The organism is Phenylobacterium montanum (assembly GCF_018135625.1).
GTDB lineage: Bacteria > Pseudomonadota > Alphaproteobacteria > Caulobacterales > Caulobacteraceae > Poindextera > Poindextera montana.
Genome location: NZ_CP073078.1, coordinates 2500250 through 2524514 on the forward strand (window position 1 = coordinate 2500250; position 24265 = coordinate 2524514).

At 69.0% G+C, this 24265-nt stretch carries 22 protein-coding genes; 11 read left to right on the forward strand and 11 right to left on the reverse strand.

Annotated elements, in window-relative coordinates; genetic code table 11:
• Window positions 1-147 precede the first annotated feature (147 nt).
• Window positions 148-945, forward strand: a complete 798-nt coding sequence (locus KCG34_RS11175) for a FadR/GntR family transcriptional regulator (RefSeq protein WP_211940425.1) — start codon at window positions 148-150, stop codon at window positions 943-945.
• Here the strand turns inward: KCG34_RS11175 and KCG34_RS11180 are convergent.
• The 10 genes from KCG34_RS11180 to KCG34_RS11225 all read right to left on the reverse strand — a co-directional run bounded on the left by KCG34_RS11180 (window position 896) and on the right by KCG34_RS11225 (window position 12816).
• Window positions 896-2260 carry a spinster family MFS transporter gene (locus tag KCG34_RS11180; protein ID WP_211940426.1) on the reverse strand — a complete coding sequence of 455 codons (1365 nt, stop codon included), beginning with the start codon at window positions 2258-2260 and terminating at the stop codon, window positions 896-898. The two genes, KCG34_RS11175 and KCG34_RS11180, sit on opposite strands and share 50 nt — an antisense overlap.
• Before the next feature lie 164 nt (window positions 2261-2424).
• A complete protein-coding gene (locus KCG34_RS11185; protein ID WP_211940427.1) occupies window positions 2425-4731 on the reverse strand; it encodes a TonB-dependent receptor in 2307 nt (768 codons plus the stop codon).
• A gap of 214 nt (window positions 4732-4945) precedes the next feature.
• Window positions 4946-5725: an SDR family NAD(P)-dependent oxidoreductase gene (locus tag KCG34_RS11190; protein ID WP_211940428.1), complete on the reverse strand. Its 780-nt coding sequence runs from the start codon at window positions 5723-5725 to the stop codon at window positions 4946-4948.
• A complete protein-coding gene (locus tag KCG34_RS11195) occupies window positions 5722-6750 on the reverse strand; it encodes an NADP-dependent oxidoreductase (RefSeq protein WP_211940429.1) in 1029 nt (342 codons plus the stop codon). The genes KCG34_RS11190 and KCG34_RS11195 overlap by 4 nt, the downstream gene beginning before the upstream one ends.
• A 27-nt stretch (window positions 6751-6777) precedes the next feature.
• On the reverse strand, window positions 6778-7854 hold the full coding sequence (locus KCG34_RS11200; protein WP_211940430.1) for a phosphotransferase family protein: 1077 nt from the start codon (window positions 7852-7854) through the stop codon (window positions 6778-6780).
• 8 nt (window positions 7855-7862) lie between these two features.
• Window positions 7863-8606, reverse strand: coding sequence for an SDR family NAD(P)-dependent oxidoreductase (locus KCG34_RS11205; RefSeq protein ID WP_211940431.1), 744 nt, complete (start codon window positions 8604-8606; stop codon window positions 7863-7865).
• An 80-nt stretch (window positions 8607-8686) separates the two neighbouring features.
• Window positions 8687-9862 (reverse strand): amidohydrolase family protein, encoded by a 1176-nt coding sequence (locus KCG34_RS11210; RefSeq protein WP_211940432.1) that lies wholly within the window; start codon window positions 9860-9862, stop codon window positions 8687-8689.
• 136 nt (window positions 9863-9998) lie between these two features.
• Window positions 9999-11219 (reverse strand): acyl-CoA dehydrogenase family protein, encoded by a 1221-nt coding sequence (locus tag KCG34_RS11215; RefSeq protein ID WP_211940433.1) that lies wholly within the window; start codon window positions 11217-11219, stop codon window positions 9999-10001.
• A gap of 3 nt (window positions 11220-11222) precedes the next feature.
• Entirely contained in the window at window positions 11223-12365 is a 1143-nt protein-coding gene (locus KCG34_RS11220; protein ID WP_211940434.1) for a thiolase family protein, read from the reverse strand.
• A 40-nt stretch (window positions 12366-12405) separates the two neighbouring features.
• Window positions 12406-12816 carry a Zn-ribbon domain-containing OB-fold protein gene (locus tag KCG34_RS11225; RefSeq protein WP_211940435.1) on the reverse strand — a complete coding sequence of 137 codons (411 nt, stop codon included), beginning with the start codon at window positions 12814-12816 and terminating at the stop codon, window positions 12406-12408.
• Window positions 12817-13048: 232 nt separating this feature from the next.
• Between KCG34_RS11225 and cofE the strand changes: the two genes are divergently transcribed.
• From cofE to KCG34_RS11265, 8 genes are read left to right on the forward strand one after another with little or no spacing between them, the layout of a single operon-like run.
• A complete protein-coding gene (cofE, locus tag KCG34_RS11230) occupies window positions 13049-14488 on the forward strand; it encodes a coenzyme F420-0:L-glutamate ligase (RefSeq protein WP_211940436.1) in 1440 nt (479 codons plus the stop codon).
• Complete coding sequence (gene cofD / locus KCG34_RS11235) at window positions 14485-15465, forward strand: 2-phospho-L-lactate transferase (RefSeq protein ID WP_211940437.1); 981 nt, start codon at window positions 14485-14487, stop codon at window positions 15463-15465. The genes cofE and cofD overlap by 4 nt, the downstream gene beginning before the upstream one ends.
• Window positions 15462-16112: a 2-phospho-L-lactate guanylyltransferase gene (cofC, locus tag KCG34_RS11240; protein ID WP_211940438.1), complete on the forward strand. Its 651-nt coding sequence runs from the start codon at window positions 15462-15464 to the stop codon at window positions 16110-16112. The genes cofD and cofC overlap by 4 nt, the downstream gene beginning before the upstream one ends.
• Window positions 16109-16834 (forward strand): DUF2889 domain-containing protein, encoded by a 726-nt coding sequence (locus KCG34_RS11245; RefSeq protein WP_211940439.1) that lies wholly within the window; start codon window positions 16109-16111, stop codon window positions 16832-16834. The genes cofC and KCG34_RS11245 overlap by 4 nt, the downstream gene beginning before the upstream one ends.
• A 17-nt stretch (window positions 16835-16851) precedes the next feature.
• On the forward strand, window positions 16852-17697 hold the full coding sequence (locus KCG34_RS11250; protein WP_211940440.1) for an enoyl-CoA hydratase-related protein: 846 nt from the start codon (window positions 16852-16854) through the stop codon (window positions 17695-17697).
• A complete protein-coding gene (locus tag KCG34_RS11255) occupies window positions 17694-18683 on the forward strand; it encodes an enoyl-CoA hydratase/isomerase family protein (RefSeq protein WP_211940441.1) in 990 nt (329 codons plus the stop codon). Before KCG34_RS11250 ends, KCG34_RS11255 begins: the two co-directional genes overlap by 4 nt.
• Window positions 18680-19708, forward strand: a complete 1029-nt coding sequence (locus KCG34_RS11260; RefSeq protein ID WP_211940442.1) for a CoA transferase — start codon at window positions 18680-18682, stop codon at window positions 19706-19708. The genes KCG34_RS11255 and KCG34_RS11260 overlap by 4 nt, the downstream gene beginning before the upstream one ends.
• Window positions 19705-21111, forward strand: coding sequence for an amidohydrolase family protein (locus KCG34_RS11265; RefSeq protein WP_211940443.1), 1407 nt, complete (start codon window positions 19705-19707; stop codon window positions 21109-21111). Before KCG34_RS11260 ends, KCG34_RS11265 begins: the two co-directional genes overlap by 4 nt.
• A gap of 232 nt (window positions 21112-21343) precedes the next feature.
• On the opposite strand, the gene KCG34_RS11270 is transcribed toward KCG34_RS11265, so the two are convergent.
• Window positions 21344-21916 (reverse strand): TetR family transcriptional regulator C-terminal domain-containing protein, encoded by a 573-nt coding sequence (locus tag KCG34_RS11270; RefSeq protein ID WP_211940444.1) that lies wholly within the window; start codon window positions 21914-21916, stop codon window positions 21344-21346.
• A gap of 282 nt (window positions 21917-22198) precedes the next feature.
• On the opposite strand from KCG34_RS11270, the gene KCG34_RS11275 reads away from it, so the two are divergent.
• Window positions 22199-23704 (forward strand): aldehyde dehydrogenase family protein, encoded by a 1506-nt coding sequence (locus KCG34_RS11275; RefSeq protein ID WP_211940445.1) that lies wholly within the window; start codon window positions 22199-22201, stop codon window positions 23702-23704.
• Between the two features lie 66 nt (window positions 23705-23770).
• On the forward strand, window positions 23771-24259 hold the full coding sequence (locus KCG34_RS11280) for a nuclear transport factor 2 family protein (RefSeq protein ID WP_211940446.1): 489 nt from the start codon (window positions 23771-23773) through the stop codon (window positions 24257-24259).
• Window positions 24260-24265 lie beyond the last annotated feature (6 nt).

Genomic DNA, 24265 nt, shown 5'->3' on the forward strand with positions numbered 1-24265 from the left:
AATCATTATTATGAACTTGCCGCCGATCCTGTCAATGTCACTATGCTGACGGCCACGGGTTTATGCTGATAAACTCGACTCGCCTGGCAATTGCGGGCAGTGAGTCGCCGCCCTGGGCGCGTTTTGGAGGGGGAGATTTCGACCGACATGCCGCTGCGTGCGAAACCGTCGTCCGCGCCGAACGAGAGCGCTTCGCAAACCACAAGGACGCCCCCCACCTTTGCGACGCCCCGCCGCGCCTCCAAGACCTCCGAGATCGTCGCCCTGGAGATCGTGCGCAACATCGTCGAGCAGGACCTCAAGCCTGGCGACCGCCTGCCGCTGGAAGCGGAGATGCTGAAGCAGTATCGCGTCAGTCGCTCGTCCCTGCGCGAGGCCCTACGCCTGCTGGAAGTCCAGGGCCTGATCGCCATCCGTCCCGGCCCTGGCGCAGGCACGGTGGTGGGCAGCGTACATCCGGGCAACCTGGCCCGGACCCTGACCCTCTACCTGCACATGGCCGGCTCGACCTACGATAAGCTCCTGGACGCCTGGATGGCGGCCGAGCCCGTGCTGGCGGGGCTGGCGGCCAAGAACCCCGACCGGGCCAAGGTGCGCGAGATGATGGGGCCCTTCGTCTCCAAGGACCACGCCGAGCACGGCAAGTGGGCCATCGCCGAGGGCCTCGACTTTCACGACCGCATCGCCACCCTGGCCGACAATCCGGTCCTGGCCCTGGCCCTGCAGTCGATCAGCTACATCTCGACCGAGCAGGTCCTGACCAATCCCGAGCGCAGTCAGCTCGAGGAGCAGATCGTCCATGACCACAGCGAACTGGCCGAGGCGATCATCGCCGGCAAGCCGGACAAGGCGGAAAAGTTGATGGCCGAGCACATCCAACATGTGGTGGAGGACTTCAAGGCCTACTGGCCGCGGCGCGTGGGTGAGAAGATCCAGTGGCGATAGGCTGAGGCCGCTCGTTCGCTGGCTCTGCTTCCGCGCGGTGAAGGGGCGAAAGCTCCCGCGGCAGGTAGAGGCTGGAGAGCAAGAACAGCAGCGCCGACACGGTCGCCGGGATCGCCACGGTCGGCAGGGCCCAGCGCAGCGAGGCCGCGCCGAGGCCGTAGTGGTGGGCCAAAACGTCGCTCAGCGCGCCGATGCTGACGGGGCCTAGCCCGAGGCCGATCACGTTCACCACCAGCACCAGCATGGCCGAGGTGAAGGCGCGCATGTCGGCCGGGACCAGCGACTGCGACATGGCGTTGGCCGGGGCCATATAGACATTGACCATGGCCGCCGGGACGATCGCCGCCGCCAGCGACAGGGTCAGGCTGGGGGTCAAGTACTGCAAGAGCGCGAAGGGTGCGGTCAGAACGGCGGCGATCGCCGGAATGCGCATGAACCAGCGCACGTCGCGCCGGGCCAGGCTGTTGGCCAGGGCGCCGCCCAGGAAGGTCCCCGCCGCGCCGGAAAGCCCGATGATCAGCGACAGGGCGGCGGCTATGTGCGCCAGGGGCATGTGGTGCAGGCGGCTGTAGAAGGGCGCGTTCCAGGCCTGCATCGCCGTCTGGCCCCAGGCCTGCAGCCCTTCGGCCAGGCACAGGTAGCGGAAGGAGCGAAAGCGCCACAGGATCGCCAGCGAGGCCCAGACGCTGCGCCCCTTGACTCCCGACGCGCCGTCGAAGCGGCCACGTTGAGGCTCTTTCAGAAAAAGGGCGACCAGCGGCGCCAGGACGAGGCCGCCCAGGCCTATGGCGGCGAAGGCGCCCCGCCAGCCGATAGCGGCGGTCAGCTGGCCGCCAAGGTATACGCCCAACATGCCGCCGAGCGGCATGGACAGGCCCCAGACGGCCATGGCCAGGGCCCGCTTTTGGCGGGGGAAATAGTCCGAAATCAGCGAGTGCGAGGCCGGCACGCAACCGGCCTCCCCCACCGCCACCCCGATGCGGCAGGCGCTGAGGCTGACGAACCCAGTGGCCAGGCTGCTGGCGGCGGTCATCAAGGTCCAGATCGCCAGGGCCGCGGTCAGCACGTACTTGCGGGCGATGCGGTCGGCGAGCCAGGCCACCGGCAGGGCGCCGGTGGTGTAGAAGATGGCGAAGGACAGCCCGGTCAGGCTGCCGAGCTCGGTGTCGGTCAGGCCCAGGTCGCGCTTCAGCGCCACCTGCATGATCGACAGGATCGAGCGGTCGACATAGTTGAACAGGGCCACCACGAACAGGATCGCCAGCGCGAACCAACCGTAGCGGGCGGAGAGGGTCTTGGGTCGATTTCCACCCATAGCCCTAACCTATTCCGCTCATCCCGGCGAAGGCCGGGATCCAGATCACAGAGCGCCTGGCGTCCGGGCGTTCGCCTCCAGAAAAGTCCTGCACTGACTGAGCCTTACGATCTGGATCCCGGCCTTCGCCGGGATGAGCGGTGAAAATAGGATCCGCAGATACCCTAGAACTTGTAGGTCAGGGTCGCGCCGATCTCGCGCGGCGGATTGACGGTGCCGCGGTCGACCTCTCGCAAGCCCGCCAAATATTCCGCCGTTTTCAAGTAGTAGAAATAGTAGTTCGACGGCGCGGTCATGAACCCGGTATTGGTCAGGTTCTTCCCCCAGATCTGCAGCTTCCACTGGCCGCCGGTCGGCTCGTAGATCAGCGAACCGTTGATCAGCCCGCGCTTCTCGGTGAAGTTCTTGGCGATCGGTTGGGCGGCGTTGACGGGACTGACCTGGGTGTGGCCCGACCATTCGCCGTCCGCATGGGCGGTCAGGTCACCCAGTCCCCCCAGGTCCCAGCGGTACTGCACAAAAAGGTGCACGTCGTTCTTGGGCACGAACGGCACGGTTCCGCCGCTGCAATTGACCCCGCCGGCCGCGCAGCCGCGGAACTGGGTGTAGATCGCTTCGGTATAGGCGTAGTTCAAGCCGATCTGCGCATTGTGGAACGGCGTCCAGGTGCTTTCGACCTCGACCCCGCGCACGCGCTCGCTGCCGGCGTTGGTGTCAGTCAGAACCGGGCCGATCAGGGATCGCACCTGCAGGTCCTTAGTGTCTGCCTGGTAGATCGCCGTATTCAGCGAGACCCGATGGTCGAACAGCTGCACCTTGGCGCCCAGCTCATAGCTGATGCTGCGCTCGGGGTTCAGCGGGATCACCGCCTTGGCCGGGCTGGTGCTGGTCAGCGACCAGCCGCCGCCTTTGAATCCGGTCGAAGCGCTGGCGTAGAACAGCGTGTTGTGGAACGGCTTGTATTCCAGGATCGCGCGCGGGGTGAAGGCGGTCCATTCGTGCTCCATGCCCTCGGCGTTGAAGGCCGCGCCATAGAAGGCCGAGGCGCCGATGTGGTCGGTGTAGTTCTTCTTGTCTTCGTAGGTCACCCGGCCGCCGACGGTCAGGGCGACCTGGTCGGTGAAGTGGAACTTGCCTTCTGCGAACGGGGCCACGGTCAGGACGTGGGCGTCGCCGACCGCGGTCTGGTTCTGCAACGTCCCCTTGGTCAGCACCCCCAAGAACTGGCCCGGAATGGTCCCGTTGAAGCCGAAGGTGATCGCCTTCTTCAGGTTCTCGAAGCCGTAGTAGAGGCCCGCGACGTATTCCAGCCGCCGCCCGGTGGGCGAGGTCAGGCGGAATTCCTGGCTGAATTCGAACTCGCGGCTGGCGTTGATGCTGTTGTTGTTGGCCGGCAGCGGGCCGCTGTCGCCGTCGTCGACATATTTGGCGTCCAGCGAGCGGTAGCTGGTGATCGAGGTCAGATCGCCGAACGAATGGCTCCAGTCGGCGCGGACCTGGGCGGCGAAGATGTCCCGCTTGTTGGTCCCGTCCACGTCCTGGAAGCTGGCCCAGGGGCTGGTCGAGATCGCCTGGGCGGCGGCGACCACCGAGCCCTGGCCGAAGAAGTGATAGCCGGCCGCCGCCTCGTCCTCGTGGATGTAGGAGACCATGGCCTGGAGCTTCAGGTCGTCTGTCGGCCGCCACAGGAAGGTCGGGCGGATGGCGAAGCTCTTCTGGTCGCTGAGATTATGGCCGGTGACATAGTTGTGCATGTACCCGCCGACATCCTTGACGCTGTAGGCGAGGCGCGCGGCGGCGTCGGGGCTGACGGCCAGGTTGAAGAAGCCCTGGGTCTCGAAGCCCGGTGAATCCGGCACGCCCGACCCGGTATAGGTCTCGACCGTCAGGTTGGTCTCACCGCCGGTCTGGCCCAGCTTGGGCATGTTGTCGGTGATCTGCAGCGCCCCGCCGACCACGTTGCGGCCGAAGGTGGTGCCCTGCGGGCCGCGCAGCACGGCGATCTGGCTGACGTCGAAGAAGTCGGCGTCGAACGAGGCCAGGGTGCCGTAGTAGATGTCGTCGATGAACACCGCCACCGGCAGCTCCAGCGCCGGGGCGTCGTTGGTGGTGGTCTGGCCGCGGATCTGCAGGTTGGCCGTGCTCGGCCCCTTGGTGGAGACGAAGGTCGCGCCGGGCACCATGGCCGGCAGGTCGACGAAGTTGCCGATATGGGCCTCCTGGACCACCTTGCCGGACATCGCCGTCACGGCGATCGGCACCCGGCTCAGCGCTTCCTCGCGCCGGGTCGCGGTGACCACGATCTCGCCGGCCGTCTCGGTTGGAGCCGCAGCGGGCGCCGGGGCGGCGGCCTGCTGCGCCTGAGCGAGGCCCGGCGCGACGCCGAGACCAGCCGCCAAGCCCAGCACGGCCAGGGCGGCGCCACCGCGCACGCCGCGCTCGGCCACAAATTGTTTCCGTCGATCGGTCATGCCGTTCCCCCTTCTGTTTCGACGGCGCAAGGCGTGGCGGCCGTCTTGTTGGCGGGGCGGTCCCGTTCTCGTCACGAAAGGCCGGGCCGTTCCGCACCAGATCGGCGCGTCCGACACCTGAAAGGCCGGGCTGATGACGGGGCGGGCTCCTCCCCCTGGAATGATTATCGTTGTTATTATTCTCGCATAATCATCATCATGATTATGCTGAATGTCAAGAGCGCCCGACCGGCTCGCTAACGGGCAGGCTGTAGTTCAGCCCCAGCCGCCCGCCATCGGCATAGACGGTCTGGCCGGTGACGAAGGCGGCGCCGTGGCTGGCCAGGAAGGCGGCCACTGAGGCGATCTCTTCCGGTAAGCCCAGGCGTCCCAGCGGCGTGCGCTCCAGCGGCGCGCGGGCGCCCTCGCCGGTCAGGCCGAAGCTCGCCGCCATCTCGGTGACGATGGTGCCCGGCCCCACCGCGTTGACCCGGATGTTCCAGGGCGCCAGCGCGATGGCGCAGTTGCGGGTGAGCTGATTCAGCCCGCCCTTGGAGACGCAATAGCTGAGGGATTGCGGCCCGTTCAGCACCGCATTGATCGAGGAGATGTTGACCACCGCCCCGCCGCGTCCCTGCTCGCGCATACGCCGGGCCGCGGCCTGGGTCAGCAGGAACGGCGCCCTCAGGTTGATCGCCATCACCCGGTCGAAATCGGCCGCCGAAACCTCGAAGAAGTCGGCCCGCGGCGCGATTCCGGCATTGTTGATGAGGATTTCCACCCCGCCGAAGGCGGAGACACAGGCCTCGACGACCTCGTCCGCCGCCTCGGGCCGGGACAGGTCGGCGGCGAACAAGGCGGCCTCGAACCCGGCCGATCCGAGGTCCGCGACGGCCGCCGCCCCGGCCTCGCGGTCCTGGTCGACCACCAGGACCTGAGCGCCCTCCTCCGCCAGGCGCCGGGCGCAGGCGCGGCCGATGCCCCGCGCCGCGCCGGTGACGATCGCCGGCCTCACGGCTCACCGACCTTCAGCATCTGCTTGCCGAAATTGCCGCCTTCGAACAGGCCCATCAGGGCGGCAGGCGCGTGCTCGAAGCCTTCGCGCACGTCGGCCTTGAACTTGAGGTCGCCCTTGCGGATCCAGTCCAAAAGCCGCGCCTCGGCCAGGGGGATCTCGCGCTCGTAGTGGCCGAGCAAAAAGCCCTGGATGGTCGCGCCGGTGAAGACCACATTGAAATAGTTGCGCGGCCCCGGCGGCATTTGCGACGGGTCGCGGGCGTCGAAATTGTAGCGGGATATGCCGCCGCAGATCACGACGCGCGCGCCGACGCTGAGCCGCGCCAGGGCGTCGTTGAGGATCTCGCCCCCGACATTGTCCCAGAAGACGTCGATGCCCTTGGGACACAGGTCTCTCAATCGCGACCGGACATTCTCCGACTTGTAGTCGATCGCCCCGTCGAACCCGAGTTCCTGGGTCAGCCAGGCGCACTTCTCCGCCCCGCCGGCGATGCCGATCACCCGGCAGCCGGCCAGCTTGCCGAGCTGGCCGACCAGCGAGCCGGTGGCGCCGGCCGCGCCGCTGATCACCAGCGCATCGCCAGGCTTGGGCTTGCCGACATGGACCAGGCCCAGATAGGCGGTCGCCCCAGTGGTGCCCAGAAGGCTCATCGCCGCTGGCGGCGCCACGCCCTCGGGCAGCACCTTCAGCTCGGAAGCCGGCATCACCGCATGATCCCGCCAGCCGATCGGCCCCTCGACCAGGTCGCCCGCGCGAAGGCCGCCGTCACGCGATTCCAGCACCACGCCCACCCCGCGCCCCGGCATGACATCGCCGATCTGAACCGGATCGCGATAGCCGGCGACGTTTTCCATCCAGCTCTTTTGCGCCGGGTCGAAGCTCAGATAGAGGGTCTTGACCAGGGCCTCTCCCTCGTCAGGCTCCCTGATCGGCGCCTCGGCGTATTCGAAGTCCGAGGCTAGGAGCGGGCGCCCGATGGGCCGAGCCGCGACCCGCCACTGGCGGTGGGTTTGGGCGGTCATGTCAGCGCCTTTCGTGTTTTCGGAAAATCAGGCCGCCCCGCCCTCCTGGGCGAAGCGCCAGGCGGCCTCGGCCAGGGGACGCACCCGGGCCGCCTGCTCGGCGGCGCCGGCCGCGGCGGCCGTGCCGTCCCGCGCCCGCCCGACGATGCCCTGGACGATCGCGGCCACGCGGAAGAGGTTGTAGGCCTTGTGGAAGTTCAGGTTTTCGACCGGCGCCCGGCCGATCCGCTCGCAATAGAGCGCGACATAGGCCTCCAGGCTGGGAACCCCCAGCGCCTCCAGATTGGCGCCCAGGAGCGTGCCGCGCGCGTCGTTGCCCGCCGGCCGGTACCACTCCATGCCGTGGTACATCAGATCGCCCAGGGGGTGGCCGGTGGTGGAAAGCTCCCAGTCCAGAACCGCGACGATGCGCGGCTCTGTGGGATGAACCAGCACATTGTGGAACGAGAAGTCGCCGTGGATCAGCCGCGTCTCCTCTTCCACTGGAGCGGCGGTCGGCAGCCAGGCGATCAGCTTGTCCATGGCCGGGATGTCGGCGGTCTTGGAGGCTTCGTACTGCTGCGACCAGCGGCTGATCTGGCGCAGGAAGTAGTTGCCGCCGCGGCCGAAATCGCCGAGGCCGATGGCGGCGTGGTCCAGGCTGTGCAGCCGGGCCAGGGTCGCGTTCATGGAGTCGAACACCGCCGCCCGTTCGTCGCAGCTCAGGTCCGGCATGGTCACGTCCAGGAACACCCGCCCCGGCACATGGCGCATGACATAGAAGGCGGTGCCGAGGACGGCGTCGTCCTCGCACAGGTCCAGGGGCTCAGGGACCGGAAAACCGGTCTCCCACAGGGCCCGCATCACCCGATACTCCCGGTCCACCGCGTGGGCCGATTTCAGCAGCACGCCCGGCGGCTTACGCCGCAACACGTATTTCGCGTCCGGCGTGGTCAAGAGATAGGTCGGGTTCGACTGGCCGCCTTCGAATTGGCGCACGCGCAGCGGCCCGGCATAGCCCGGCGCGCAATCGCCCAGGAACTGGGCCAGCCGCGCCTCGTCGATCCGGTGCTGGGTCTTCACCTCGACCGTCTCGCCCAGGTATTTGCGCGGTCCCTCGGCCATGGCGCGGCTCAGTAGTTGCCGCCATCGAGGCGGATGATCGCCCCGGTGGTGAAGCTGGACCGCTCGCTGGCCAGATAGAGGGCGGTGGTGGCGATCTCCTCGGGCCGGCCGATGCGCCGCAGCGCGGCCGTCGAGTTCTTGTCCGCCTCTTCGCGCCAGCTCTTGGCGATGTCGGTCCAGAACGGGCCGCACATGATGGCGTTGACCCGGACCTTGGGCCCGAACTCCATGGCATGGCACTGGGTCAGGATGTTCAGCGCCGACTTGGCCCCCGAATAGACCGGATAGGTGCGGCTCGGCGAGACGGCGGCGGTTGAGGAGACGTTGACGATCGCCCCGCTTCCCGCCGCGAACATGCGCTCGCCCACCAGGGCCGAGAGGCGGAACGGCCCCTTGAAATTGACCCCGACGGTCTTGTCGAACAGCTCCTCGCTGAGCTCGGCCGAGGAGGGCGCGGTCGGGGCGATGCCGGCGTTGTTGACCAGCACATCGATCTTGCCGAACCGGCCATAGGCAGCGTCGACCAGCCCCGGGATCTCGTCCCACTTGCCCACATGGCAGCCATAGGCCAGCGCCCGTCGGCCCATGGCCTCGATCTCGCCGGCCGCCGCCTCGCAGGCCTCAAGCTTGCGGCTGGTTATGATCACGTCGGCCCCGTGCCGGGCGAAGGCCCGGGCGATCTCCAGGCCCAGCCCCCGGCTGCCGCCGGTGACCAGGGCCACCTTGCCGGTCATGTCGAACTCGTCGGTCAATCAGACCTCCTGCAGGATTTGGCCGGCGCACAAAGCCCGCTCACCCCCGTGGAAACAGGGATGAGCGGCAGGGAGGGACCTCAATCCAGGTGGTAGATCCGCGCCGCGTTGCCGTGGACGATCTTGGCGATGTCCTCGCGGGCTACGCCCTCGAACGCCTTTTCCATGTACTTGGCCGGCTCTTCGGCCGAGGTGGCCGGGCCCGGGCTCATGCTGGTCGGGTGCGGGAAGTCGGTCTCGTAGAGGATGTTGTCGGCGCCCAGGGTGTCGATGGCGGGTTTGAGCGTCTCGCGCTCGAACCAGAACGAGCCGTAGATCTGGCGCTTGAAGAACTCGCTGGGCTTCAGCTTGAACTCGGGGTTCTCCTTGTGCGCCCCGCAGTTCAGCCACTGATAGTCCAGGCTGGCCAAGAGGTACGGGATCCAGCCCACCCCGCTCTCCACCACCACGAAGTTGAGGTTGGGGAAGCGGTGGCAGACCCCGCCGCAGGCGATCTGCGAGATCACCGCCGCCAGGTCCAGCGAGAACAGGGCGCCCATCGAGGCGAAGGCGGCGTGGCGGCCGACGCTCTCGTGCATCATGTCGAAGTACCACATGTCCCCGGCGCCGACGTGGAAGTTGATCGGCAGGCCGAGGTCCTGGGCGCAGGCCCACAGCGGGTCCCATTGCGGATCGGTCAGCTTGGGCAGGTTGAAGGCGTCCGGCTCGCCGCACATGACCACGCCCTTGTGGCCCTGCTTGGCGCAGCGGGTCATTTCCTTGATCGTCGCCGGGATATCCCAGAAGGGCAGCGCCGCCTGCGGGATCAGCCGCTTCTTGTCCTCGCTGGCCCACTCGGTCAGCCAGTCGTTGTAGGCCTGCACGCACAGCAGCATCAGCTCCTGGTCGCCCAGGCCCAGATAGCGCCCGGCGCCGAAGCCGGCGACATTGGGATAGAGGATCTGGGCGTAGATGCCGTACTCGTCCATCCGCTTCAGCCGCGGACCGGCGGCGTAGAGCGCCGGGTCCACCTGCTCGAGCTTCTGCGGCCGCTTGGGCGGGTATTCGTGCCAGCCGGCCATGGCCGCCCCGGCCGCCGCGCCCGTGCGCTCGCCGCCGAAGAACCAGGCGTCCTCGTTCATGTTGGGGTCCCATTTCACGTGCGGGACCTTGTCGCCGTACTTCTTTACCGACAGGCGCGACGTCCACAGGTCATAGGGCTCGATGACGTGGGTGTCGGTGTCGATGACTTTGAAATCCTTGACGATCGCGTTCATGGGCCTCCTCCGGCGCACTCTTGGGGGCGTGTTCGTCGGCTGCGGTCCGGCGAGCCCGGCCCCGTTCCGATCCGTTTGGTTTCGCGGGTCTATTTATGACGATGATTATCAGTTATTGCAATGGCAAAATCATGCCCTAGAGCCCGAGAACGACCCGGGCCAGGATGTTGTGCTGGATCTCCTGCGAGCCGCCGTAGATGGTCGCAGCGCGGCTGTTGAGATAGCGGGCGGTGGGGGTCGTGGCGTAGTCCGGCCCGATCGGCGGTTCGTTGGCGTCGAAGCCCAGGGCGTGGCGCTGGTCCGCGGTCGCGTAGTGGCCCAGGGCCTCGAGCGCCAGTTCGGTCGCCCGCTGCAAGAGCTGGCTGACCGTCAGCTTCAGCACCGAGGCGCTGGCGTCGCCGACCTTCTTGCCCGCCGAAAGCTGGGCGGCGACCTGCCCTTCGGCATAGTCCAGGGCCTCGATCTCCATCTTCAGGGTCAAAAGCCGCCGGCGGAAATCCGGGCTGTCCGCCCAGAAGCTGCCCTCGCCCGCCTGCTCGGCCTCGGCGATCCGCCGCGCCTGGCGCACCAGCTTCTGCAGCCGGCTGGCCATTGTTCCGCCGCCGCGTTCAAATTCCAGCAGGTACTTGGCGACGGTCCAGCCCTGGTTCTCTTCGCCCACGCGGTTGGCCACCGGGATGCGCACGTCGTCCAGGAACACCTGGTTGACCTCGTGCTCGCCGGAAATCGACAGGATCGGCCGCACCGTGATCCCGGGCGTGTCCATCGGCGCCAGCATGAAGCTGATCCCCGCCTGCGGCTTGCCCTCGGCCTTGGTCCGCACCAGCAGGAAGATCCAGTTGGCGAAATGGGCGTGAGTGGTCCAGATTTTCGACCCGTTGACCACATAGTGGTCGCCATCCCGCACCGCCCGGGTCTGCAGCGAGGCCAGGTCCGAGCCCGATTGCGGCTCGGAATAGCCCTGGCACCAGTAGTGCTCGCCGGACAGCAGCCTGGGCAGGAAATAAGCCTTCTGCTCGGGCGTGCCGAAGCCCATCAAGACCGGCCCGCACAGCTGCAGCCCCATGCCGGCCAGCACGGGCGCGTCGGCCTTGGCGCACTCGTCGGCGAAGACGTGCTGCTGCAGCGGGCTCCAGCCCGGCCCGCCATATTGCTTGGGCCAGGACGGCGCGATCCAGCCGCGCTCATAGAGGATCCGGTGCCACTGCCGCACCAGCTCGCCATCAGCGAACACTCCGGCCTGGCGGGCTGTGGCGGCCCTCAGCTCCGGCGTCAGCTTCTCGTCCAGAAACGCCCGGACCTCGGCGCGGAAGGCGTCGATGTCGACCGCCGCCGGACTGTCGATTGATCCGTCCATGGCTCAGGCTTCCAAGATCGCCACGGCCGAGATGCCGGGCGCGCCATAGACCTGGCTGTAGCCGATGCGGGCGCCCTCGACCTGGCGGCCCTCCGCCCGGCCCCTCAGCTGCTGCACGTTCTCATAGACCTGGCGCAGGCCGGATGCGCCGATCGGCTCGCCGCAGGCCAGGCACCCGCCGTCGGTGTTCACCGGCAAGCGCCCGCCGATGCGGGTGGCGCCCTGGTGAATCAGCTTCTCCTGCTCGCCGTGCGCGCAAAAGCCGTTCTCGGCCATGTGCATGACCTCGGCCCCGCTCTCGGTGTCCTGGATCTGGGCCACGTCCACGTCGCCGGGGCCCAGCCCCGCCATCTCGAAGGCGGCCTTGGAGGCGATCTCGGTCGGCGAGGGCCCCCGCTCGATCTCCAGCGACGGCGAGAACACCTCGAACGAGCCTGCGACCCGCGTGCGCACCGCGGCGCTGCGCATCTTCGGCCCTTTCAGGCCCAGCTCGCGCATCTTGCGCTCGGAGGCCAGCACCATGGCCGTGCCGCCCTCGGCCGGCGAGCAGAACATGAACTTGGTCAGGGGGTCCGAGACCATCTCGCTGGAGAGGATGTGGTTCAGCCCCACCGGCTCGCGCCGCCAGGCGTGCGGCGCCTTGGCCCCGTTCTCGAACGCCTTCTCCGCCACCATCCCCAGGGTCTCGGCGGTGACGCCGTAAAGGCTCATATAGCGCTGGATCTTCATGGCGAAGAATTGGGTGGTCAGCATCATCCCCGCCTCGCCGTACCAGCGCGGCAGGCCCGAGGCCTCGGGGTCGGCGTTGAAGGCGCCGCGCGGATGCTTGTCGAACCCGACCACGACGCCGAGGTCGAACTCGCCCGACTTGATCGCCCAGTAACCGGACAAGAGCGCCGAGCCGCCAGTGGCGCAGCCGTTGGCGACATTGATGAACTGCACCCCGGTCAGGCCCAGCCGCGGCAGGAGGGCGTCCGCATTGCCCGAGGCCGAGGAGCCGCCGAAGGCGAACTGGATGTCGCTCCAGGCCACCCCCGCATCGGCCAGCGCCTCCTGAACGGCGAACAGGCCCTGGTCGAGTCCGGTCCTGCCGTCGTGCCGGCCGAAGGGGTGGATGCCCGCGCCGATGATATGGACGTCGCCCATGGGTTTCCCGCCTTTCTTGATTGTGTGGTGGAGGCCGGCGTCAGGCCGGCTCGAAGCCGTAGAGCATCACCGCCGTTCCGTCGGGATCCTGGCGGAAGGGGATCAGGGTGAAGCGCACCGGCATGCCGATCTTCAGCGCCGAGAGGTCGTCGGTCTTGATGTGGCTCTCGACGATGATCTGGCCGGGCAGCTCCACATAGCCGACGGCGTAGGGCTCGAACGGCGCCGTATCGCCGGCGCCGAGATAGGGCGTCTTGGGCCGGAAGCGCTGGACCGTGTAGGACCAGAGCCTCCCCTCTGAGGCCAGCTCGACCGGCTCGTAGTCTTCGCCCTGCGCCCCTTGCGGCAAGGGAAAGGCCAGCTTGCCATCGCCCTTGCGCCGCCCGCCCAGCAAATGCGGAACGCCATCGACCTTGCGATAGAGCCCCTCCGCTAAAGGCCTGCAATTCATTGTTTCCTCGACGTATTTAAGCGCTTTGGCCTGCCCGGAGCAGGTTTTGCCAACCGTTCTCAGATGCATAGTTGATCATAATTATCATCAGAGTCTATAGTCATTCGACCTCACCGGCGAAAGCGGGATCAGGGCGGCGCAGATCGCCCCTCACGACCGAGCCGGCATTTCCGATAGACACGAGCCCCGCAAAGAGGCTGGCTGGGGCCGCAATCCTTGGGTGGAGCGCCGCGTGACGAGTATTGCGATCCTGGGAGGCACAGGCGCCCTGGGCGGCGCCCTCGCCCTGCGGTTGGCCAAGGCTGGACACAGGGTGTTGATCGGCTCGCGCGATGCGGCGAAGGCGCAGGCCTTTGCCGAGACCCTGCACGCGGCTCACCCCTCAGCCCAGGTCCGCGGTTTCGACCTGAAGGCGGCCGCGGCCGAGGGCGAGATCTGCGTCCTCACCGTGCCCTATGCCGCCCACCCCGACACCCTGGCCCAGGTGCGCCAGCACGTCGCCGGCAAGATCGTCGTCGACGCCACCGTGCCGCTGCGCCCGCCCAAGGTCGGCACGGTGCAGCTGCCGCCGGCGGGGGCCGCCGCGGTCGAGGCCCAGGCGGCCCTGGGCCCCGAGGCGCGGGTGGTCTCGGCCCTGCAGAACATCGGCGCGGAAAAGCTCGCCGCAGGCCAGGCGGTGGATGGCGACGTCCTGGTGGCTAGCGACGACAACGAGGCGGCGGCCACGGTCTGCGCCCTCCTGGCGGAGATCGGCCTAAGGGCCTGGCACGTCGGCCCCCTGGCCAATTCCGCCGCGGCCGAGGCCATGACTTCGGTGCTGATCCAGATCAACCGCCGCTACAAACGCGTCCAGGCCGGACTGCGCATCACCGGCAAGGCCAAGGAGGCCGAGGCGGGCGCCGGCTCGCCAGGCGTCTCGGTCACGCCCTTGAGGGGCCTGCCCCTCTTGCAGCCGGGCGATAACCTCGCCGGTCTGATCGAAGCGGCCATCACCGCAGCCGGCCTCGCGCCGGAAGACGGCGACGTGGTGGTGGTGGCGCAGAAGGCGGTGTCCAAGGTCGAGGGCCGCGCCGTGAGGCTTGACGAGGTCGCCGTGACCGAGCGCGGCCGCGCTCTGGCCGCAGAGAGCGAAAAGCCCGCCCCCCTGGCCGAGCTGATCGCCGGCGAGGCGGCCGAGGTCATGCGGGTCAAGCCGGGCCTGATCGTCACCCGCCACCGCACCGGCATGGTCGCCGCCAACGCCGGCATCGACGCCTCCAACCTGGCCGACCCGGCCGGGCCGGAGATGGCGCTGTTGTGGCCGGAGAACCCCGACGCCAGCGCCGCTGCGCTGCGCCGTGCGCTGGAAGACCGCTTTGGCGTACGCCTGGCGGTGATCGTCAGCGACAGCCTGGGCCGGGCCTGGCGCATGGGCACGGCCGGGACCGCCATCGGAACCTCCGGGATGAGACCGGTGCGCGATCGCAGAGGCGAGACCGACCTGTTCGGGCGGGTGTTGCAGGCCACTGTGGTCGCCGTCGGCGACGAGATCGCCGCCGCCGCCTCCCTGGTGATCGGCGAGGCGGCCGAGGGCATCCCTGCCGCCCTGGTCCGCGGCGCGGTCTACGAACCCTGCGAAGAGACCGGCTCGGCCGACCTGATCCGCCCGCTCGACCAGGACCTGTTCCGATGAGGGCCGCCGGCCACATCGTCGCCCTGTGCGGCGGGGTCGGCGGGGCCAAGCTGGCCTTTGGCCTTGCGCAGGTGCTGGACCCGCAAGACCTGACGGTGATCGTCAATACCGGCGACGACTTCGAGCACCTGGGCCTTTCGATTTCCCCCGACATCGACACGGTGATCTACACCCTGGCGGGCCTGGCCGACCGGGAGCGCGGCTGGGGCCTTGCCGGGGAGACCTGGGCCTTCATGGACCAGCTGAAGCGCCTGGGCGGCGAGCGCTGGTTCAACCTCGGCGACCGTGACCTCGCCCTCCACCTCGAGCGCACCCGCCGCCTGGCCGCCGGCGAGAGCCTGTCCCAGGTCACCGTCGCCCTCGCCCACCGCCTGGGCGTGGACTGCGCCATCGTCCCCATGTCGGACCAGCCTGTGCGCACCCGGGTGGACACCGACCAGGGTGAACTTGCCTTCCAGCACTATTTCGTGCGCGAACAGTGCCGCCCGGCCGTGCGCGCCATCCGCTTCGCCGGCGCGGCTGAGGCCCATCTCTCGCCCGCCGCGCGCGAGGCCCTGGCGCGGGCGGACCTCGCCGCCGTCCTGGTCTGTCCGTCCAATCCCTATCTCAGCATCGACCCGATCCTGGCCGTGCCCGGCATGACCGAGGCCATCGCCTGGTCCGGAGCGCCGGTCGTCGCGGTCTGTCCCATCGTCGGCGGCCAGGCGATCAAGGGCCCCTCGGCCAAGATGATGCGCGAACTGGGTTTGGAGCCCGGCCCCCTGACCGTGGCTCGCCACTATCAGGGCCTGATCGACGGCCTGCTGCTCGACGAGATCGACGCCGCTTCGGCCGTCGCCGTCGAGGCCCTCGGCCTGGCCGCCGCCGTCGCCCCCACGGTGATGCGCAGCGACCAGGATCGCATCGCCCTTGCGGGCCACGCCCTCGCCTTCGCCGAGGGCCTGGCCACGCCGCCCGGCCGGAGGGTCAGGGCATGACCCAGGTGGTGATCGCCGTCCGCGGCGGGCCTGGCGCGAAAAGCCGCCTCGCCCCCCTGCTTACGCCGGCGGAGCGCGAGCGCCTGACGGGGCTGATGCTGGAGGACATGCTGGCCGCGGCCCGCCGGGCCAAAGGCGTGCGCAACATCTTCGTGGTCACCCCCACCCCCGCCATCGCCACCCTGGCCCGCCGCCTCGGGGCTGAGGTCATCCGCCAGGATGCTCCAAACGGTCTCAACGCGGCCTTCGAGCAGGCGCTTGGCGTGATCGGCGATCGCGCGCCCTATTCGGCCATCGCTCTTCTGATGGGCGATCTGCCGCTGATCGAGCCCAACGAGATCGAAGCCGCCATCGCCCTCAGCCAGACCCACGCCGTGGTCCTGGCCCCGGCGGCGACCGATGGCGGAACCGGCGCCCTGATCCTGCGCGCCGGCGCCCGCATCGAACTGATGTTCGGGCCGCAAAGCTTCCAGCGGCATCGGGCCGCCGCCCGACTGGCGGGCCTCTCCACCGGCGTTGTGGAAGCTTCGGGCCTCAGCCGCGACCTTGATCGGCCCGAGGACCTCGCCGCCCTCGCCGCCTCCCCCTCCCAGGGTCGCGCCGCGCGCTTCCTGCGCCAGCGCCTTTCCGGGCGCATCGCCCCGTGAACGGCGCCTTCCGTCGCGCTGTCCTCATCGAGATGGGTGAGCGCCGGATCGAGGCCCGCCTGGAAGACGACTTTCACCGCTTCGCCCTGACCCTGGACCACGACGGCCGAGAGGTGCGCCGCGCCGAGGGGCTGGCGGAGCGATTCCCCTGGTCGACCTGCATCGACGCGCCCGGCGCGCTGGCGGCGCTTGAGGGCGCGAAGGTCGGCGCCTCACCCGCCGAGCTCTTCCGCCACGCCGACCCGCGCCTGCAGTGCACTCACCTGTTCGAACTTTCCGCCCTTGCCCTGGCGGCGGCGCGGGACGGCCCCGGGCGGCGGCTGTTCGAGGCCGAGGTCAGCGACCCCGACGGTGGGGTCCGCATCGCGCGGCTGTGGCGGGACGGCGCCCTGGCGCTGGAATGGCGGCTGGAGGGTGAGCTGATCACCAGCCCGCCCGAATATGCCGGACGCGCCCCCGGCGCTTTCACCGCCAAGGCCCTCACCGCCTTGCCGATCGCTGAGGCCGAACAGCTACTGATCCTGCGCCGTGTGGTCCAGACCGCCCAGGCCCGCGGCTTCGACGTCGACGCCTTCAAGACCGCCGCCGAAATGAACCGTCCGCCGCAGTGCTTCTCGCTGCAGCCGAGCCGGGCGCCCCAAGCCCTGCGCCAGCGCGGCTCCGTGCGAAACTGGCCCGATCGGGCGAGCCTTACAGCCTCGCTCGCCGAGCCAAACCCATAGCCGAGGGAGGCCCCGCCATGTCCGACACCCTGATCCTGATCGACGAGCCGCGGCCCTTCGTGCGGCGGCTGACCCTGAACCGGCCGGACAAGCGCAACGCCCTTTCCAACGCCCTGCGCGCCGAACTGTTCGCCGCCCTCGAGGCCGCCGACCGCGACCCCGAGGTCAGGGTCACCATCCTGCGCGGCGCCGGAGCCTGTTTCTCCGCCGGCTACGACCTCTCGCCCGAGGGCGCGCGCCAGCCCCTGCCCTTCCACACCGCCGCCGGCCCCGGCCAGTGGGCGCGCCACGTGGTCGAGGGCTGTTTCCGTGTCTGGGACCTGGCCAAGCCGGTGATCGCCCAGGTGCACGGCTGGTGCCTGGCCGGCGGCTCCGAACTCGCCACCGCCTGCGACCTCGTCTATGTCGCCGAGGACGCCCAGATCGGCTACCCGCCTGTTCGTATGATGAGCCCGCCCGACAACCAGTTCCACGCCTTCCTCTGCGGCTTGCGCCCCGCCATGGAGATGATGCTGACCGGCGACGCCATCGACGGCGTTGAAGCCGTCCGCGTCGGCTTCGCCAACCGCGCCTTCCCCGCCGAACGCCTGGAAGACGAGGTCCTGGTCATGGCCGAGCGCGTGGCCAAGATCCATCCCGACGTACAGCAGATGAACAAGCGCTCCGTCCATCGGGCCATGGAGCAGATGGGGCTGCGCGCAGCCTTGCGCGCCGGCGCCGAGATCCAGGCCCTGGCCCTGACCACCCCGGCCTCCAAGGAGACCTTCGCCCGCTTCAAGACCAGCGTCAAAGACGCCCTCGACGCCCGCGACAAGGCCTTTGGCGACTACAGGACAGGCGGCGATCGCCGTTGCGGCCCATGAGCGTTACGGGCGTTCTCGCCGACCTTGTGGAACTGGGCGGCGCCGGGCTGGAGATCGTCGATCTCGGGCCGCACGCCCCCGTGCTCGAGCATAGGCCCGGGATGGTGACGATCGGCGTTGGTCGCTCGGGCCGGCTGCCAACGCGCGGCCTCGAAGCCTTCGATATGCTGCTCTGCGACGATCCTGCCGCACCCGCGCCCTGGGTGGGGCTGGCGCCTGATCTGCTGACCGGCGCCCTCGCGGCCGTCGAGCGGCAGGTCCAGGCGCAGCCGACCGCCGCCACCGTCGCCGCCCAGGTGCTGCGGCTGACGCTGAGCCTGGGCTTCGACGAGGCGCTGATCCTGGAATCGCTGGCTTATTCGATGCTGCTGGCCTCCCGGGGGTTCAAGGCCTGGCGCAAGGCCACCCCCCCGCGCCAGCGCCAAGAGCCCGATGCGTCCAGGGTGCTGATCGAGGCGACGCCCGAAGCGGTCCGCCTCACCCTCAATCGCCCCTGGTCGCACAACGCCTTCGATGCGCGGATGCGCGACGAACTGGCGGCGGCGCTGGAGTTCGCGCTCCACCATCCCGACCAGCCGCCGGTGGTCCTGGCGGGCGCCGGCCCGAGCTTCAGCGCCGGCGGCGATCTCGATGAATTCGGCGCCGCCGCTGACGTCGGCGCGGCCCATCTGATCCGCAGCCTGCGCTCGCCGGTCCGCCTCCTACATGCGCTCGGCCCGCGTGTGACGGTAAAGGCGCACGGCGCCTGCATCGGAGCCGGAATCGAACTGGCCGCCGCCGCGGCGAGCCTCGTCGCCATGCCGGGCGCCCGCTTCCATCTGCCCGAAGTGACGATGGGCCTGATCCCCGGAGCCGGCGGCACGGCCTCGATCCCGCGCCGCATCGGCCGCCACCGCGCCGCCTATATGGCCATCAGCGGCCAGCCGATCCTCCCGGACATGGCGCTCGCCTGGGGGCTCGTCAATCGTGTGGAGACGGCCCCGTGAGCGCCGCTGCGCCGGCCCATCAGGCGCTCGCTGCGGAGATCGCCAGTCTGACGGCCCGCCTCGGCCGCCGGGTCGAGGTCGCCAGCCTGGGCGTCACCGATAGAGCCGACGAACTTGCGCTCGGCCCGGCTGGCGATCTTGTCTCGCCGAACCGCGCCTGCCGACTGGTGCGCGCCCGAGATGGTTGGGTCGCCGTCAATCTCGCCCGCGAAGAAGACCGGGAATTGATCCCCGCCTGGCTTGCGATCGAATTGGGCGACCTCGAGCGCCACGGGATCGAGGCGCTGACGCTGGAGCGCTGTGCGGCGGACCTGGCCGCCGGCGCCGCCGACCTCGGCCTGCCAGTGGCGATCGTGGGCGAGGTGACGGCGCAAACGATCGAGGCGCAGCGGCTACGGATGGCTCCCCCAGGCGCCCCGCGACAGACCTCCCTCAAGGTGGTCGACGCCTCTTCCCTTTGGGCCGGGCCGCTATGCGGCGCGGTGCTTGCAGCGGCGGGGGCTGAAGTCACCAAGATCGAAAGCCAGTCCCGCCCCGATCCTACACCGATGTCGACACCTGGGCTGGATCGACGGTTGAACGGCGGCAAACGACGGGTGGCGCTCGACTTTAGAGACGCCGACCACCGTGAGCGGTTGCGCTCGCAAGTGCGGGCCGCCGATGTCCTGATCACGAGCGCCAGACCTCGCGCCCTGATCGGGCTTGGGCTCGATCCGGCGGTGATCTTCGCTGACAATCCACGACTGGTCTGGGTCGCGGTGACCGGCTACGGCTGGGCCGACCCGCCGCCGGGTCGCGTCGCGTTCGGAGACGACGCGGCCGCGGCCGGCGGCCTTGTGGCCTGGACCCAAGAGGGCGAACCCCGCTTTCTGGGCGACGCCCTGGCCGATCCCCTTACGGGCCTCGCCGCTGTGGTGGGCGCACTCAAAGGCCTCGCTGAGGGCGGCGGAATCCTGGTAGACGCCGCCCTGGCGCGGTGCGCCGCCGGAGCCGCGGCCTTGCTGCCCCCAACGAGGGCCGCATGAGCCGCCGGCTGGTGATCCGGAACGTGACGATCGATCGCCGCCACGGACTGGATGTCGCCGTGGAGGATGGCAGGATCATCGATATTGCGCCCGACCTGCCCGGAGCCTCGGAGGAAATCGAAGGCCGCGGCGGGCGCCTGCTGCCGGGCCTTTGCGATCACCACATCCACCTCATGGCCTTGGCCGCCAAGCAGGCCTCGGTCGATCTGAGCCAAGCGCGCGATCTCCCGGGCGTCGCCGGTCGCATCGCCGAGGCGGCCGCCTCGAGCCCCCCCGGCGCGTGGATCCGATCCCTTGGCTATCACGAGCGCATCGGCGGCGAGCTGACCCGCGCCGACTTGGATCGGCTGGCTCCGCGCCATCGCCTGCGCATGCAGCACCAGTCCGGCGCCCTGTGGATGCTCAACAGCCTGGCCCTGGCGGCGCTCCCCCAAGGCCCGCTCCCGCCATGCGTGGAATGCGATAGCCGGGGCGCGCCCACGGGACGGATCTGGCGCGGCGACCGCTGGCTGCGGGAGCAGATCGGCGCTGAGCCGCCGCCCCTGGCCCCGGTCGGGCGGATGCTCGCCGCCAAGGGCGTAACGCACCTGACCGACGCCAGCGTGACCACCGACGAAACAGCCGCCGACCTGCTCGCCGAGGCGCACCGCAGGGGCGAGTTGCCCCAGCATCTGACGCTGATGAGCGGCGGCCGCCTGGCTGCGCCGCAGGACGCCGCCTTCGCCGTCGGGCCGGTCAAGATCCTGCTGGACGATCATAACCTGCCCGACCTTGGCCATTTTGCGGAACGGATCGCCGGCGCGCGCGATCAAGGTCGGCGTGTGGCCGTGCATTGCGTGACGGCCGGCGAAATGGCCCTAACCCTCGCCGCCTTCGAGATCGCGGGCGCCCAGAGCGGCGACCGGATCGAACACGGCGGCGTCATCCCAGCCGCCGCCATTCCCTTAATCAGGGCTATGGGCCTGACCGTAGTGACCCAGCCGGTCTTCGTGCGCGAACGGGGCGACCGTTACTGGGCGGAGGTGAGCGAGCGCGACCAGGCGGACCTCTACCGCTGTGCTTCGCTACTGAACGCCGGCGTGCCGGTCGCCGGCAGCTCGGACGCGCCCTATGCCTCGGCCGACCCCTGGGCCGGAATGGCGGCCGCGGTCGAGCGCCGCACGGCCAGCGGCATGCCCTTGGGTGAGGGCGAACAGATCGGCTGGAGCGCCGCGGTGGATCTCTATCTGGGGTCGCCGCAAATGCCGGGAGGCCGGCGGCGGCGCGTCAAGCCTGGCGCCCCGGCCGATCTCTGCCTCATGCGGCCCTTGACGGCTGCAGACGCGCATCCGGACGCGGCCATGGTGGCCGCTACGCTCATCGCCGGTGAGATTGCATATCTTGCTGAAAACATCCCGATCTAGGCGAGGAAGGCGAGGCGCCCGCGCGCGGCCGGCCCGCCTCATAAGCTGACGCCCAGGGTCCGCTGTGGATCGATACGCCCATCCGAGCCCGCCCTTAAAGTAACCGATGGCATCGGCGGCGGTCAGCTGAACCGCTCCCGCTGCGCCCAGGCTCGCCAGGTCTGCAAGGCGGAACGTGAGCGCGGCGCTCGGCTCTGCGCCCGTTGCAAAGCGGACTAGGGCGCGAGCCTGCCTAGGCGGCCCCCACCTTGAGCGGCTCGGGCTTGAGGTGGGGGCGCAACTCCGCCTGCATGTACTCCACCTGTCGCTCGACGGTCCAATCCTGCGGGTCATAGACCGCCTGCACGGCCAGTCCCATGATTGAGACCAGGATTCGCCGGGCCAGGGCCGGCCGGTCGACGCCCTCGTAGAGGCCGCCGTGACGGTCGAGAGAGTCCAGGATCTTCAGGATGTCGCCCCGCGTGCGCCGCACGCAATCGCGCTGGATCGCCGCCACCTCGTGGTCGGCCGTGGCCTTGGCCCAGAAGGCGAACCAGATTTTCCAGTTTGTGCGGCGCTCCTCATCCAAGGGCAGCAGCGCGGCGATATAGCCCTTCAGGTCGTCCGCCCCCGGCCCCATGGCGTGGTCGGCCCGCGCCGTCGCCGATTCGATGGAGTGACGATAGGTGAACAGCAAAAGCTCGCGCTTGTTGTGGAAATAGTGCGAGACGATGGCTGTGCTGCAGCCCGCGGCCTGGGCGACATCGCGGATCGTCACGGCCTCGAGCCCGGCCTGGGCGATCAGCTTCGAGGCGACCGCAGCCACCTCCCTGCGACGAAATTCATGATCAACAATTAGCGGCACAGCGTTGACACCAACTTATGACAGTGGTTATATATAACGGCTGACACATAACAGACTTTGTCGGCGGAGGAAACCGCATGGACTGCAAAACGGCCGCCTGAGGCGGAATGGCGGAGCCCCGAATCGGGTCGCCGCCGGCGAACTTCCACACGTAAGCCAATTTCATAGGCGCGGGTCAAAGGCTCGCGGCGCGCCCGACGCGCTGCGAGATGGAAAAGCCGCGCCCCGATCCCAGGAGAGATCATGACCGCGGCTCCGGCCTTTGCTGAGGCGCTGAACGCCTATCCCTTGTCCGCCGCCGGCCGGGCCTTCCTGCAGGCCGGGGAATTCGGCCATGTCATCGAGGGGCGCGTCGAGGCCTCCGCCGGCGGCCGGTCGATGGCGCTGATCGACCCCGCCACGGGACAAGCCTTCGCCGAGTGCGCGATGGGCGATGCGGCGGACGTGGACCGGGCGGTGCGGTCTGCGCGGCAGGCGTTCGAAGACGGCCGCTGGCGCAATCTCGACGCCCAGGAGAAGGAGCGTCGCCTGCACCGGCTGGCCGACCTCCTGGAACAGAACCGCGCCGTGCTCTCCGATCTCGACGTGGTCGACGGCGGGGTGGTCCAGACCTATTCGGCCTTCATCGTCCAGTTCGGCATCGACACCACGCGCTACTATGCCGGATGGCCGACCAAGCTTGAGGGCGCCATGCCTGCCGCCCCGCCCGACTGCGTGGTGCAGCAACTGCGCGAACCGGTCGGGGTCTGCGGGGTGATCACCCCCTGGAACGGCCCTTCGGCCGCCCCCTGCGGCATCGTCCCCGCCCTCGCCTGCGGCAACAGCGTGGTGCTGAAGCCCGCCGAGCAGACGCCGTTGACCGCGATCCTGGTCGCCAAGCTGTGCCTGGAGGCCGGCATTCCCCCTGGCGTGGTCAATGTGGTCCAGGGCGCCGGCGAGGTGGTGGGGGCGGCCCTGGTCGAGCATCCGCAAGTGGACGCGATCAGCTTCACCGGCTCTGTGGACACCGGCCGGCGCATCCAGGCCGCGGCGGCGCCGAGCCTGAAACGCCTTAGTCTCGAATTGGGCGGCAAGAGCCCTCAGTTGGTGTTTGAAGACGCCGACCTGGAGGCCGCCGCCACCGCGGTCACCGGCGCCGTCTGGGGGCATTCCGGCCAGGTTTGCACGGCCGGAACCCGGGTGCTGGTCCAACGCCGCATCCACGACGCCTTCGTCGAAGCGATGGTCCAGCGCTCGCGGGAGATCCGCCTGGGCTCGGGCTTCGCCGCCGAAACCCAGATGGGCCCGCTGATCTCGCAGCAGCAGCTCGAGCGGGTGATGGGCTATGTCGCCGCCGGACGGCGCGAGGGCGCCAGGGTCGTGCTGGGCGGCGAGCGGCATGGGACGCGCGGCTATTTCCACCAGCCGACCATCTTCGCCGGCGTCGACAACAGCATGACCATCGCCCGCGAGGAGATCTTCGGGCCGGTGATGGCGGTGATCGCGTTCGACACCGAGGACGAAGCCTTCGCCATCGCCAACGACAGCGATTTCGGCCTTTCGGCGGGGGTCTGGACCCGCGATCTTTCGCGCGCCCACCGCGCCATCCAGGCGCTGAAGGCCGGCACGGTCTGGGTCAACACCTATCAGCGGGTCAATCCGTCGATCCCCTATGGCGGGATCAAGCAATCCGGCTATGGGCGCCACCTCGGCCACGCTTCGCTGGACCACTATACCAACCTCAAGTCGGCCTGGCTCAAGATCAGATGAGCTGATCTGGACCATACAGAAGCAGATCCGCCCGAAAAGCGGCCGCATCAACCAGGGAGAAGCAAGATGTCTTTGGAGCGGATCGTCCTTGAACTCAAGGCGCGCACCGAAATCCTGGAGACCATGTACGCCTATTGCCGGCATGCTGACAATCTCGACCCGGAGGGCATGGTCGCCCTGTTCACCGAGGACTGTATCGCCAACTTCGTCCCCGGCGGCGAGGAGACCATCCTGAAGGGCAAGGGCGCCTTGCGCAAAATGCTCTCCGACGCCCTGGGCGTGACGGTCAGCGGCAGCCACCACATCAGCAACGCCGAGCTGATCTTTGACGGGCCGGAACGGGCGACGCTGCACTGCTACATGTATTCCTGGCAGCGTTTCACAGGGTTTCCCGTGACCGCCGACTGCCACCGCTGGGGCCGCTACGAGAACCGCTTCCTCCTCACGCCGACCGGCTGGCGCATGGACCGGCTGAAGCTGATCTCGGCCGGGGAATATGGCGGGGCGCGCATCGGCGAACAGCTCGGCCGCCCCTTCCCGCCCCAGTTCCCATAGCCGCTT